11 protein-coding genes are annotated in these 13,901 nt (G+C 54.6%); 4 read left to right on the top strand and 7 right to left on the bottom strand.

Features of this window, described 5'->3' with window-relative positions; all coding sequences use genetic code 11:
• Nucleotides 1-11: 11 nt before the first annotated feature.
• Complete coding sequence (ytfR, locus tag OGX93_RS12455) at nucleotides 12-1,514, bottom strand: galactofuranose ABC transporter, ATP-binding protein YtfR (RefSeq protein ID WP_047459408.1); 1,503 nt, start codon at nucleotides 1,512-1,514, stop codon at nucleotides 12-14.
• Between the two features lie 122 nt (nucleotides 1,515-1,636).
• Nucleotides 1,637-2,593: a galactofuranose ABC transporter substrate-binding protein YtfQ gene (ytfQ, locus tag OGX93_RS12450; protein WP_012134381.1), complete on the bottom strand. Its 957-nt coding sequence runs from the start codon at nucleotides 2,591-2,593 to the stop codon at nucleotides 1,637-1,639.
• Between the two features lie 310 nt (nucleotides 2,594-2,903).
• Here ytfQ and ppa point away from each other — a divergent pair, with 310 nt between their 5' ends.
• Nucleotides 2,904-3,434, top strand: a complete 531-nt coding sequence (gene ppa, locus OGX93_RS12445; RefSeq protein WP_012134382.1) for an inorganic diphosphatase — start codon at nucleotides 2,904-2,906, stop codon at nucleotides 3,432-3,434.
• Nucleotides 3,435-3,615: 181 nt separating this feature from the next.
• On the opposite strand, the gene OGX93_RS12440 is transcribed toward ppa, so the two are convergent.
• The 3 genes from OGX93_RS12440 to tamA are packed head-to-tail and all read right to left on the bottom strand — an operon-like array spanning nucleotide 3,616 to nucleotide 9,472.
• Entirely contained in the window at nucleotides 3,616-3,960 is a 345-nt protein-coding gene (locus tag OGX93_RS12440; protein WP_012134386.1) for a gamma-glutamylcyclotransferase family protein, read from the bottom strand.
• Nucleotides 3,961-3,962: 2 nt separating this feature from the next.
• Entirely contained in the window at nucleotides 3,963-7,742 is a 3,780-nt protein-coding gene (gene tamB / locus OGX93_RS12435; RefSeq protein ID WP_286449913.1) for an autotransporter assembly complex protein TamB, read from the bottom strand.
• On the bottom strand, nucleotides 7,739-9,472 hold the full coding sequence (gene tamA, locus OGX93_RS12430; protein WP_012134388.1) for an autotransporter assembly complex protein TamA: 1,734 nt from the start codon (nucleotides 9,470-9,472) through the stop codon (nucleotides 7,739-7,741). The genes tamB and tamA overlap by 4 nt, the downstream gene beginning before the upstream one ends.
• 213 nt (nucleotides 9,473-9,685) lie before the next feature.
• Here tamA and msrA point away from each other — a divergent pair, with 213 nt between their 5' ends.
• Both msrA and paeA read left to right on the top strand, forming a co-directional pair.
• Nucleotides 9,686-10,324, top strand: coding sequence for a peptide-methionine (S)-S-oxide reductase MsrA (msrA, locus tag OGX93_RS12425; RefSeq protein WP_024130782.1), 639 nt, complete (start codon nucleotides 9,686-9,688; stop codon nucleotides 10,322-10,324).
• 151 nt (nucleotides 10,325-10,475) lie between these two features.
• Nucleotides 10,476-11,819, top strand: a complete 1,344-nt coding sequence (paeA, locus tag OGX93_RS12420; protein ID WP_012134390.1) for a polyamine export protein PaeA — start codon at nucleotides 10,476-10,478, stop codon at nucleotides 11,817-11,819.
• A gap of 81 nt (nucleotides 11,820-11,900) precedes the next feature.
• Here paeA and OGX93_RS12415 read toward each other — a convergent pair whose 3' ends face one another.
• Nucleotides 11,901-12,107, bottom strand: a complete 207-nt coding sequence (locus OGX93_RS12415; RefSeq protein ID WP_004857160.1) for a DUF1107 domain-containing protein — start codon at nucleotides 12,105-12,107, stop codon at nucleotides 11,901-11,903.
• Nucleotides 12,108-12,432: 325 nt separating this feature from the next.
• Here OGX93_RS12415 and OGX93_RS12410 point away from each other — a divergent pair, with 325 nt between their 5' ends.
• Nucleotides 12,433-12,990, top strand: a complete 558-nt coding sequence (locus tag OGX93_RS12410; protein WP_024130783.1) for a YtfJ family protein — start codon at nucleotides 12,433-12,435, stop codon at nucleotides 12,988-12,990.
• Here the strand turns inward: OGX93_RS12410 and cysQ are convergent.
• Nucleotides 12,987-13,727 (bottom strand): 3'(2'),5'-bisphosphate nucleotidase CysQ, encoded by a 741-nt coding sequence (gene cysQ / locus OGX93_RS12405; RefSeq protein WP_049010955.1) that lies wholly within the window; start codon nucleotides 13,725-13,727, stop codon nucleotides 12,987-12,989. The two genes, OGX93_RS12410 and cysQ, sit on opposite strands and share 4 nt — an antisense overlap.
• Between the last annotated feature and the right edge of the window lie 174 nt (nucleotides 13,728-13,901).

Here is a 13,901-nt window from a genome sequence, read left to right as displayed (position 1 = left end):
CACTATTCTCCTTACGCCGCAATGGCGTTCATGATCGCCGGAACGGACAGTTCCGCCAGCGGGATCTCCGCCACCTGTTTACGATCGCGCATGATGATCACCCGATCGGCATAGCCCACCAGTTCCTCCAGTTCAGAGGAGATGACCAGCAGCGCCAGCCCGTCCGCACACAGCGTTTCAATCAGTCGGATGATCTCCGCATGCGCCCCAACGTCGATACCGCGTGTCGGTTCATCCAGGATCAGGAACTGCGGTTTGGTCAGCAACCAGCGCGACAGCAACACTTTTTGCTGATTGCCGCCGGAGAGAAATTCAATCGGCTGTTCCGCACTGGGGGTACGAATGCCCAACTGGCGGATAAAACGCTCGGCAATCTCCTGCTGTTCTCTGCGGGAAATCGGCCGCAGCCAGCCTCGCTGCGCCTGTAGCGCCAGAATGATATTTTCCCGTACCGATGCGGCGGCAATAATGCCGTCCGTTTTCCTGTCTTCCGGGCAAAAGCCAATCCCAAGGCACGAAGCCTGATGCGGCGATCGCAGGGTTTGCGGTTTACCTTTGATCATCGCACTGCCGCTGTCGGCCGGTTTAATGCCGAAGATCACCTCTGCGGTTTCGGTACGCCCCGATCCCAACAGCCCTGCCAGACCGACGATCTCGCCGGGGCGGACTTCCAGGCTGAACGGCGAGATGGTGTCTTTCCTGCCGTAATCTTTAAAGGCAGCCACCGGTTTATCGCTCAGCAAGGTGCGCCCCGCCCGCTGTAGCGCATGGGTCTCCAGTTCGCGCCCCAGCATCATTTTCACCAGTTCGATCTGTGGAAGCTCGCGGGTTTCGCGGCAACCGACAAAGCTGCCGTTGCGTAACACGGTGATCCGATCGCTCACCTGATAAACCTGATCGAGAAAGTGCGTAACAAAGATCAGGCTGACGCCGCGATCGCGCAGATGGCGCATCAGGCCAAACAGCATCTCAACTTCCTGGGTGTCGAGGCTGGCGGTGGGTTCGTCGAGGATCAGGACTTTAGCGGAGAGATCGATGGCCCGGCAGATAGCGACAATCTGCTGCATTGCAACGGAAAAGCGGTTGAGCGGCTCACGCACATCCAGCGAAAAGCCGTAAGAGGCCATCAATTCTGTAGCGCGTTTCTCCATTTCTTTGCGCCGTAGCAGGCCAAAACGCCGGGGCTCACGACCGATAAACAGGTTATCCGCCACCGACATATTGGGCAGAAGGTTAACCTCCTGGTAGACGGTTCCGATCCCCAGTTGCTGGGCATGCGCGGTATTCTTCGGTGAAATCGCCTGGCCTTCCAGCCAGATAGTGCCGCGATCGGCATGGTATACGCCGGTTAATGCTTTAATCAGCGTTGATTTTCCCGCCCCGTTTTCCCCGAGCAGCGCCATGATTTCGCCCCGGCGCAGGCTAAAATCGACGTTATCCAGCGCCTTAACGCCGGGAAAGAATTTACTGAGTCCCTCGGTACGGAGGATTTCCTGATTTTGGTCGATGGTCATGGCATTCCTCCGGTTCGAAAGCGCGGCCTTTCCGTAGGCCTGATAAGCGCAGCGCCATCAGGCAATAAATGCCGGATGGCGGCGTAACGCCTTATCCGGCCTACAGAAGACCAACAGCAAAATCAGTAGCCCATGTTTTTCTTCTTCTCTAACTCTTCTTTTGCGGTGTCAGGCAGGTACAGCGTCGATTTGGTGATGGTCAGCTTCTCAGGCATCGTGCCGTCTTTTTTGTATTTCTCCAGCGCATCGAAAGCGGGCCCGGCCATGTTCGGCGTCAGTTCAACGCTGGCATTGGCTTCGCCATCAATCATCGCTTTATAGATATCCGGCACGCCGTCGATAGAGCCCGTCAGAATATCTTTGCCCGGCTTCAGGCCCGCTTCTTTAATCGCCTGGATCGCGCCGATCACCATGTCGTCGTTATGGGCGTAAACCATGCAGATGTTTTTGCCGTTGTTTTCCGCTTTGATAAAGCTCTCCATCACCTCTTTCCCTTTACTACGGGTAAAGTCGCCAGACTGAGAGCGGATGATTTTGATGTTTGGCGCTTTGGCGATGGCTTCGGCAAACCCTTTCTTACGGTCGATCGCCACGCTGGCCCCAACGGTGCCTTGCAGCTCAACAACGTTACACGGCTTGCCATCCACCTCTTTTACCAGCCAGTCGCCGATCAATCTGCCTTCCAGCACGTTGTCGGCGGTGACGGTGGTCATATAGAGCGATTTGTCTTTAACATCAATGGAGCGGTCGAGCAGAAAGACCGGAATTTCCGCATCTTTGGCTTCTTTTAAGACCGGTTCCCAGCCTGTCGCGACCACTGGCGCAATAAAGATGGCGTCCACGCCCTGAGCGACAAATGAGCGTACGGCTTTAATCTGGTTTTCCTGTTTTTGCTGACCGTCGGCAATTTTCAGCGTGATGCCGCGTTTTTCGGCCTCGCTCTTCGCCACGTTGGTTTCGGCGGCGCGCCAGCCGGACTCAGAGCCGACCTGCGAAAATCCTACGGTTAAGGGGGCGGCCATTGCCATAGACGACATGGCTGCCGAAACTGCTGTGACTAAAAGTAAGCGCTTCCACATAATGATGTCCTCGTAGCCCAGGTTATTGTTGGGTGAAAAGCATTCGCGAGGAAAACTATAGACAATAGGTGATGTAACGGATTGCGTTACATCACACTTCAAAAAAGTAAATAAAAGGTTAATCACAACTTTGTAATCGCTTTCATTCGCCTATGAAAAAAGCAGCTGTTGTTATGGATTTTCCTGTCACGTAAACCGTCTGAAAATCGCAGCCGGAGGGGAAAGAAGACGAAAACAAGCGGAGACTTTCAGCGCGAGTTGGCTATAATACTCGCCACTTGTTTGCCATATATATTTAAAGGAAACAGACATGAGCTTACTCAACGTCCCTGCGGGTAAAGATCTGCCGGAAGATATCTACGTTGTTATTGAGATCCCGGCTAACGCAGATCCGATCAAATACGAAGTTGACAAAGAGAGCGGCGCACTGTTCGTTGACCGCTTCATGTCCACCGCGATGTTCTATCCGTGCAACTACGGCTACATCAACAACACCCTGTCTCTGGATGGCGATCCGGTAGATGTTCTGGTCCCGACGCCGTATCCGCTGCAACCGGGTGCTGTGATCCGTTGCCGTCCGGTTGGCGTTCTGAAAATGACCGACGAATCCGGTGAAGATGCGAAGCTGGTTGCCGTACCGCACACCAAACTGAGCAAAGAATACGATCACATCAACGACGTGAACGACCTGCCGGAACTGCTGAAAGCGCAGATCACGCACTTCTTCGAGCACTACAAAGACCTCGAAAAAGGCAAATGGGTGAAAGTTGACGGCTGGGACAACGCTGAAGCGGCTAAAGCTGAAATCGTTGCTTCCTTCGAGCGCGCAGCGAAGAAATAAGTTCGTTTTCGCGTTAAGGCCAACGTCACTATTGGAGATCCTCATTTATTGAGGGTCTTTTTTTTATCCATCCTAAGCCACCTCCAGTGGCGGTGGTGAAGGACGCAGCGCCATCAAGCATCCGCAGCATGATTATGGCACCACATAAAACAACGCCACCCGAAGGTGGCGTGTTTTTTTATCAGCACTGGTCTCTGTCTAACCAGTTACCGCTTTCAATCAGCGTTAACCCTTCGACCGGACGTTGGTACACATACATCCATGCGCTTCCGTACGGTGTCTGGATTAACTGGCGTGCATATTCGCCGCCCCTGGTGCGCAAGGCATCAAGTTCGGCCAGCGTGGCGTTATCAATACGATAAACTTCACCGTGTACCGATCCGTTTCCCGGAACTGCGCCTGGATAGTGGCCCAGGCTATACAACTGGTAGTTATCGATACTGTAATCGCCCAGCAACTGGGCGTTGGTCATCCAGTGGCTGTTGCCCTGTTTGCGTCGTAAACTGCCGTAAACAAATATTCGCATTGCTAAAACTCGAACTGATAGAGCAAATCAAGTGCCTGATCTACGCCAGACACTGCTTCCAGATATAGCTTAGGCATCAGGCGATAACGTAACGTGAGCGTCGCCAAAGAGTCAAATATACCCACACCATATTTCACTTGCAGACCTGGCAGCACATATCCGCTGACCACAACCTGGGATGAGTCGCCCACCCCTTGCGTGTCCAGCGCCAGATTGCTTACGCCAAATGTCTCCCCGATTTTACCCACAACCTGACCACTTTGTGCAACCCCCAGACCAACAAGCATTGAGGTCATCGCCGCACTGTCGCTCTGATCGCTCTCCAGCCCCTGGCCGCGCAGCAGGTAAGACAGCGCCTCCTGCTGGGACATCGCCGGGTCGGAGAAGATTTCCGCTTTCGGCTCATCCGCAGTGCCGGTCACGCGCACCCCGGCAATGACGTCGTTCTCCGTCGATTCAGGATTACGAATCGCCTCGATGTTGAGCAGCGGCTGATCCGGCGGGCCAGAGAACAACAGTTCCCCCTTACGCACGATCAGATCCTGACCATACGCATGGAAGCGCCCGTCAGGAATATTGATCTGCCCGTTAAGCCCCAGTCCCTGTTTGTCCTGCGCAACTTTCAGGTCGCCGGTCAGACGCGCTTTCAGGCCAAACGCATCCATGCGGACGTTGTTCCCTACGTGGACAATCAGGTTGCTGTTGATCGGAATCGACGCGCTCTGCGGATTTTCAGGCTGTAGATCGTTATTGAGCATGACTTCATCGCTGGAGACGCCTACCGCGCTTTCCGGCAGTTCATGCACCACGATACGCGCCCACGGCACATCCACACGTCCATCCAGCGTGAACAGGCTCGGCGTCGCCTCAAAGACCACATCCGGGGAAACATCCAGCCGCACCATCGGCGGCACGGTGATACGCACGCGGCTGCCTTTCGCCGCCACGCGGGCGCGCCAGTTATCTATCTGGCTCCAGTCAGCGTCGCCGCTCAGATTAATTTGCCCCTGCTGTGTGCGCACCACGCCTTGCAGAGTTGAGCGCGTACCGTTGAAATTCATCGCCAGTTGGCTTGGCTGCATATCAAACGGCATAAAGTTGCCATCCACATCCAGGCCGCTCAGCTGTAGCTGACCAAACATCTGTGGGCTTTGCACGTCGCCCCCCAGACGCAGGTTTGCGTTCAACATGCCCGCCGCTTTTTCGCCGCGCGAGAAGACAGGGTTGACCATCGCCAGGTTGAAGTTGCGGATATTGACGTTACCGCCAATATTACGCCGCCCTTGCGGGTCGGTTATCTGTACCTGCCCGTCGAACTGGCCGTTATTGGTCAGACGGATCATCCAGCCTAACTGCGCCCGGTTATTGTGCAGATCGGCATTCAGGTTCAGCGTGTCGAAAGCCACCGGTAACGGCGCGTCATTGACCCGTTGCGTTACCTTCACGTTACGACCCGACAGCGTGACCTGCCCTTGCGGCAGCCCCTCTTTGGTGGTGTCCCACGCGACATCCGCTTTCCCGCTAAAGACGCCGCTGGCCTGCGTGGCGTCCGGCATAAACGGCTTCAGCATCGCCAGATCGAAACGGTTGAGATTCACTACCGCCCGTCCTTCTGCCCCGGCATCGATCGTTTGCGGTACGCACAGCTCCGCATTCGGGTTCGTCCAGCAGTGCGGCCCGATGCTGATTTTCTGTTCCTGATTACGGTAATCCAGCGCAATGGCGCGCGTCAGCGACCACGGCCCCACCGGCGTCTGGAAGCGCGTATTGCTGAGCGTGCCTTTCCAGCGCGCTTCTTTACGGTCAAAACTGCCCGCAAGCGCAAGCTGCCCGGAGACCGGCTCGCCCTGAATCCGCAGTTGCAGTTCATGCTGCTTTTCGCTGCCTTTGGCATTCAGGGTGACGAGGTTGATATTGACGTCCGGCTGCGTAATCCGCTCAACGCGAACGTCAAGATTCCCGGCGATCTGGTCGGTGGATTTAATGTCCCCTTCCACACGCACCTGCGCCACCGACAGCTCCTGCCAGCGTAATCCGCGCGCGTTGATATCCGCCAGCAGCTGCGGCGCATCGACCGTACCACGGACTTTCACCAGCCCTTTGGCGGTACCGCCCAGCCCCGGCAGCGCGTTATCCAGATTCGGCGCATCAATTGTGGCGTCGAGATTGAGATCCTTAATGCCCAGCTCGCCTTTCACATCGGCGCTATTGCGTCCCAGCTCCAGATGCAGGCCCGGAATGACCCACTGCATGTAGCTGTTACCCTTCAGAGAGCCGTTAACATTGACCTTGTTCTGCTTCACGTTACCGGTCAGTTTCAGCTCAGGCACATCCATCTGCCAGCTGCCGCCATAGAGGCTTCCCCGGGTTTTGATCAGGCCATTAAGCGTAGAAGGCCAGTCCGGGATCTCTTTCGCCGTGTTGATGCCGTCCAGCGTCAGTTCGCCGCGCCAGCTGATCGCCTGCTGCCAGTCGACCAGCGCTTTCAGCTCGGTTTTCCCTTCCAGCGCCGCCACGGTGAGCTTATCGAGATTGATCTGCTGTTCGTTGCCTTTCGCATCCAGGGTAATGGTGGCGGGCGGAATGTCCTGCCCCTTCACCGCCGTGCGCATCGACAACGTGTAGTCGGTCATCTTGCCGGTAAGTTTGAGTTTGATATCGTCGGCCTGGAACTGCTTGTCACCGGTAAACGGCCAGTAAACCTGGCGGCTTGCCACTTCGACGTTCAGCGGCAACCCAGCCTCGGCGAGGCGCGTCTGGGCGCGCAGATCCATATCCACCGGCCCGGAGAGGTTAACGCTGATCTCCAGCTGTTCACGCAGCGCGCCGCCTACCTTCAGCTTCACCTTTTCGCCTTTCAGCGGATCGATATTCAGCGTGCTGTTGAGGGTGATATCCACCGGCCACGAGTTGGTCAACTGCGCCGTTCCGGTCGCATTGACGGTGCCCTGGTTGGCGTCGATATCCAGCGCATCCAGTTTCATATTGCCGTCGATGCTGCTGACTTTCAGCAGCATGTTGCGCACCGTCAGGTCAGTATCGCCCGTCACGCGCAGCTGTTCGCCCTTGAACTCCTCAATATTAAGGTTGAGCGGCAGATGCACATCGGCCATCTCCGGCAACACGGGCTTTGAGAACAGATCCTTCAGCGTCTCGCCAAGCGGCTTTTCATCCGGTTGGGGATGGTCAATCTTCGGTTCAACCACCTCTTCCTGCGCCACTTCCGCCACTTTTGGCAGCGCGATTAGCAGCCCCTGTAGCGAAGTGGGCTTCAGAGTCAGGGTTTTCTCCTGCCAGTTAAGGCCGGAGGTGAAATCCATCACCGAGACGGTCGTATCATCAATTTTGAGATTGATATTGCTGAGCGCCACGCGTGAAAGCGTGATGGGATACGGCGTGGAAAGATTCAGCGGCCCGCTGTCCTCTTCTTCCTCCACCGGTTCGGAAGGCGGCATTTTTTTGCTGTCGATGGCGACGTTGATGTCCTTCAACGACAGATCGTTAACACACAGGCTGCTGTCCCACAGGCAGCCGAGTTTCACCGCCAGGTGGATTTCACCGGCATTCACCGCCACGCCGGGCTGATCGTAACGAATATTTTTCAGCGACAGGTCACGCCAGCCGCCAGTTACCTGACCGATCTCCAGCCCCGGCACCCAGCGGTTCGCCACGTTAAAGACCAGATGCAGCCCCGTCGTGGTGCCCACCAGGAACGCCACAGTTCCCAGCAGCAGCAGAATAAAAATCAGTACGCCGAGGCTTATTTTCTTCCATAAACTCATAATTCAGGCCCCAGACCGATGTAAAACTGTAAACCGTGTTCGTCTTTGTCACCAACCGGCACGGCAAAATCGAGCTTGATCGGCCCGACCGGAGACTGCCAACGCACGCCAACCCCAGCGCCGGTTTTAAAGTCGCTCTTACGGATATCGCTGACGGCTTCGCCGCTGTCGACGAACATCGCCCCCCACCATTTTCCGGTCACGTTGTACTGGTATTCCAGCGAGCCCGTCACCAGCTTCGACGCCCCTTTCAGGTTGCCGTCACTGTCTTCCGGCGAGATAGATTTGTATTTATAACCGCGAATACTGCGATCGCCACCGGCGAAGAAACGCAAATCCGGCGGCACTTTGTCGAAATCGCCGGTCTCAATCCAGCCCAGGTTGCCGCGCATCACGAAGCGATGGCGATCGTACAGCGAGCGAATCCAGACGTTTTGCGCCTGAAATACCGAGAAATCCACGTCCGAACCCCAGGCGGTGTTCGAGTAATCGATGGAATAACGCTGGGAATCCCCCCACGTCGGCATCAGGCCGCCGCGCGATCGGGTACGGCTGATCATCACGCCCGGATAGAGCAGCATGGTGGTGTTGGTGACGTTACCCTGCGTAAAGTGGTCGAGACTCCAGCGCAGATTGATGGCGCGCTGCCAGCCGCTGGAAAGGTCCCAGTAGCGGGAAACGGCAAGCGTAGAGGAGTCCGCCTCGGTGTCGTTGAGATCGGTGCGCTTAATCCCCCCCTGAACCAGATAGTATTGTTCCAGCGGGTTCTTTAAGAGCGGCATTTTATAGCTGAAATCGACCTGCTGCTCCGGGGCGGAGATACTGGCGCTGGTGGTCAGACTGTGGCCGTAGGAGTTCATCCACGGTTTTTTCCACGTCGCCTTCACACGCGGCCCGACGTCGGTAGAGTAGCCGACGCCCGTTTCAATGGTGTTTTCAGTACGTGGCGACATGACGCCGTGCAGCGGCAATACTTTGGTTTCGCGCGCTTTATCAAATTCAGGCGCGACGACGACCGAGTTAAACCAGCCGGTGGCCGACAGACGGCGGTTCAGTTCCGCCAGGTCTTTCGACTGGTAGTAATCTCCCTCTTTGAACGGGATCAGGTTTTGCAGATACTCGTCACGAATCTGCGAACCTTCAAAAGTAACCTGACCAAAGCGATAGCGCTCGCCGCTGTTGTAATCGATGTCCCAGAACGCCTGATGACGATCGAGCGACACGCCTAACTGGCTTTTATTAAATTCACTGTCGAAATAGCCTTTACGTAGCGCCACGCTGGTTAATGACTTTTTGAAGCCGTCATAGTCGCCATGATTCAGCACGGTTCCGATGGCCGGACGCGTTTTCAGCAAATCCAGATAATCCCTGTCGGTACGCGCGCCGCCGCGTAAAATCACTTCTGTTCCGCCGATGCGAACCGGTTCGCCTGGCGTCACTTTGGCGAGCAAGACCTGACGCCCCTTCTCCGGCGGCGGGCGCAGCTCAAAATCAATGGTCGGCTCGTAGTAGCCCAGCGCTTTTAACCCTTCGCGGATGGCATCATCAACGCGCGCGCGAAAACGCCGGTCCGGCGTCACTTCATCACTTTGAATCGTAGACAACTGCGCACGAACGTTTTTTTCCAGCTCGCCCGATAACCCCTCGACCTGTAAACGGACGTTTGCGGCTACGGCAGAACCGCTTAAGCACAGTAAGCTAACCCAGCATAACTGACGGATATATGGCACGTTTTCTCCTGAATATCCCTTATTCCCACCCCTGGAAGGAAATCACAATGCCGCTCCACGGCTTAACAAAAACCCAACAACCGGGATTGAAAAACAGACGACAACCCAAATATTTCTTATGTTTACTCTAGACGCATTCACTGTAACTATTGTGTGCAAAGACGCGTCTCGTTACAACCTTAACCCCAATTACTGATTTCGGGAGAATGGCCCATGAGTTTATTTGATAAAAAGCATCTTGTTTCACAAGCAGATGCCCTACCTGGACGCAATACCCCGATGCCAGTGGCAACTTTACATGCGGTAAACGGACACTCAATGACAAACGTGCCCGAAGGGATGGAAATTGCCCTCTTCGCCATGGGTTGCTTCTGGGGCGTCGAGCGTTTGTTCTGGCAATTACCTGGCGTTTACAGCACCGCAGCGGGATACACCGGCGGCTACACGCCAAACCCAACCTACCGGGAAGTCTGCTCCGGGCAAACCGGCCACGCCGAAGCGGTACGCGTCGTCTACGATCCGCAGGTTATCAGCTATGAACAATTGTTGCAGGTCTTCTGGGAAAATCACGATCCGGCGCAAGGTATGCAGCAGGGCAACGATCACGGAACGCAGTACCGCTCGGCGATTTATCCGTTAACGCCAGAGCAGAACGCCGCCGCACATGCCAGCCTGGCGCGTTTCCAGAGCGCGATGACTGCGGCAAACGACGATCGCCACATCACCACCGAGATCAACACCGCCACCCCGTTTTACTATGCCGAGGACGATCACCAGCAGTATCTGCACAAGAATCCGTATGGCTATTGCGGCATTGGCGGGATCGGCGTGTGCTTACCGCCGCAAGGTTAATTCAGCGCCTCTGGCGGCTTTACAGTTCCTTACGCTATACTAGCGACTGAAATTACCGGCCCACATCCTTCGGGCCGGTTTTCAATGTGTATATCACACGGATTTATCAACTTCCCCTTCCGAGGATCTGACCTGAACGGTCGGATAAGATATGTTAAACAGTATTTTAATTATACTCTGCCTGATCGCTGTGAGTGCGTTCTTCTCGATATCCGAGATCTCGCTTGCCGCTTCACGAAAGATAAAACTCAAGTTGCTGGCTGATGAAGGCAACATCAATGCGCAACGCATCCTGAAAATGCAGGAAAACCCCGGGACGTTTTTTACCGTGGTGCAAATTGGCCTTAACGCTGTCGCCATTCTGGGCGGTATCGTCGGTGATGCCGCATTCTCTCCGGCCTTTCATTCGTTGTTCTCGAACTATATGTCGCCAGAACTCTCCGAGCAGTTAAGCTTCGTGCTCTCCTTCTCGTTAGTTACCGGTATGTTCATCCTGTTCGCCGATTTAACCCCGAAACGCATCGGTATGATTGCGCCAGAAGCCGTGGCTTTGCGTATCATCAACCCGATGCGCTTCTGCCTGTTCGTTTTCCGCCCCTTAGTGTGGTTCTTCAACGGCCTGGCAAACAGCATTTTCCGCCTGTTTAAAATCCCGATGGTGCGTAAAGACGATATCACCTCGGACGATATTTACGCCGTCGTGGAAGCCGGGGCGCTTGCTGGCGTGCTGCGTAAGCAGGAACACGAGCTGATTGAAAACGTGTTTGAGCTGGAATCGCGTACCGTGCCGTCTTCCATGACGTCGCGTGAAAACATCATCTGGTTCGATCTGCACGAAGATGAGCAAAGCCTGAAAAATAAAGTCGCGGAGCATCCGCACTCAAAATTCCTGGTGTGTAATGAAGATATCGATCACATCATCGGCTACGTTGATTCTAAAGATCTGCTCAACCGCGTTCTGGCAAACCAGAGTATGGCGCTTAACAGCGGCGTGCAGATCCGCAACACATTAATCGTGCCGGACACCCTGACCCTCTCTGAAGCGCTGGAAAGCTTTAAGACGGCGGGGGAAGACTTCGCGGTGATCATGAACGAATACGCGCTGGTGGTCGGGATTATCACGCTGAACGACGTGATGACCACGCTGATGGGCGACCTGGTCGGCCAGGGTCTGGAAGAACAAATCGTGGCGCGCGATGAAAACTCCTGGCTGATCGACGGCGGAACGCCGATTGACGACGTCATGCGCGTGCTGGATATCGACGAGTTCCCGCAGTCCGGCAACTACGAGACCATCGGCGGCTTTATGATGTTTATGCTGCGTAAAATCCCGAAACGCACCGACTCGGTGAAGTTCTCGGGTTATAAATTTGAGGTGGTGGATATCGACAACTACCGTATCGATCAGCTACTGGTAACGCGCCTCGACACCAAAACCAGCATCCTGGTCCCTAAACTGCCGGATAGCAAAGAGAAAGAAGAAGGCCCGGCATAAATGCCCGGCCCTGGAAACATCAACGGCTCCCATTGGGAGCCGTTTTTTTATACTACTTTAAACTACTGCATAGCACTTTGGTTAAGCCATCTCAGTTTGCAGACGCAGAACCTGACGGTTAACTTCGGACATCACAGACAAATGCTGCTTATCCTTCACTTTTGGGATAAGAATCTTGCCCTTATCAAACTCAAAAGCGCCAACGTCCTTGATATATAACCGTCCACGGAACAGGATCTTCACGTACTTCGCCACCTGTAGCGGGTTGTACCGTTGGAAAATTTTCATTGTTATCTCCTGCTGAGCGTTACGCCTTTGCGGTGCCACATTCGGCCCAGCTGTTCTAAGGCGCAAATTTTAATGCCATATGACTATAGACTATCTCTACGATGTTTCCAGTGTGTATAAGTTTATTTACCTTTTCATTACAGTTATTCAGAATTATCTATTCACCGATTCGCTGTCTTCAGTATAAGTCTTCATTTTTCGCAGGATTTGTGCGCCCGTCCGCAAACTGGCATCACGCTTGCGGGAAAAAGCATCATTCGCACATATGATTAAACCTCAGACCCAAGTGGTCGGATCACCTGCAAAAAATAAAGAAGGAAACCCCATGACCTTACGTAAACTGCTGGCGCTGTCGTGCCTGTTACTGCCGATGATGGCCTCCGCGCATAACTTTGAAACCCATCAGCGCGTATCACCGATTGGGATCGCCGATCGCGGCGAACTGATTCTTGATAACAACAAGTTTAGCTACAAAAGCTGGAATAGCGCGCAGCTCCCCGGGAAAGTTCGGGTGTTGCAGCACATCGCCGGGCGAACGTCAGCGAAAGAGAAAAACGCCGCGCTGATAGAAGCGATTAAATCTGCGAATCTCCCGCATGACCGCTACCAGACGACCACTATCGTCAATACCGACGACGCGATTCCGGGCACCAGCATGTTTGTGCGCAGCAGCATCGAGAGCAATAAAAAACTCTATCCTTGGTCACAATTTATTGTCGACAGCAATGGCGTGGCGCGTAAGGCATGGCAGCTTGAAGAAGAGAGCTCCGCCATTGTGGTGCTCGATAAAGACGGGCGTATTCAGTATGCCAAAGACGGCGGGTTAAGCCCGGCAGAGGTGCAGCAGGTGATCGCCCTGCTGCATAAGTTGCTGAATAATTAATAGATAGAGACCCGGAAGCCGGGGTTAAGGAACGATTCACGCGGGGTATAGTCCAGGGGTTTCCCCTGCCAGTTGTGAACGTGCGCCCCGGCCGCAGCGGCAACGGCATGGCCTGCGGCAGTGTCCCAGACGCAGGTCGGCCCAAAGCGCGGATATAACTGCGCCTGCCCTTCCGCCACCAGACAAAACTTCAGCGATGAGCCGATGGAGGTCGTCTGATGCTCGCCCAGCTGTTGCAGGTACTCTTGCAGCTCGTTGTCGGCATGGGAGCGGCTAATCACCACCAGCGGCGGTCGCGCGTCGCGCACCTGAATCTGTTTACGCACGCCGCACTCTTCTTTCCAGGCTTTTCCTTCCGCAGCGCTGTACATCACTTTCATGACGGGCGCGTAGACCACGCCCAGAACCGGTTTACCTTTATCAATCAGCGCAATATTGACGGTAAACTCGCCGTTACGTTTGATGAACTCTTTGGTGCCGTCTAACGGGTCAACCAGCCAGTAGCGCTGCCAGTGCTGGCGCACATCCCAGGAGGGCGGATCTTCTTCCGACAAAACCGGGATATCCGGCGTCAGCGCCTGTAACCCTTCCAGTATCACCGCGTGGGCGGCAATATCCGCCGCAGTAACCGGAGAATCATCCTGCTTGTTGGTGATTTCAATCGGTTTGATTCCATCGTAGACCTGCATAATGGCATCGCCCGCATTCCGTGCAAGCTGGCATACATGTTCTAGCATTCTCCACCTCGTTTATGGCAGTGGCGTTTAACTCTTTGTTTTACTTATACCCCATCGTAAATGAATCCGCCATCTGTGATAGCGATTGCGGTTTTAATGGCTGAATTCATGTCATGATTCACAGTTCTGTAAGCAACAAGACTTATATACATTTTCTTTTGTGTTTCAGATCTA

This window comes from Citrobacter sp. CK195, from assembly GCF_030333365.1.
GTDB lineage: Bacteria > Pseudomonadota > Gammaproteobacteria > Enterobacterales > Enterobacteriaceae > Citrobacter_B > Citrobacter_B koseri.
The sequence above is the reverse complement of the archived record's forward strand: the minus strand, read 5'-3'. Positions and strand labels throughout refer to the sequence as shown.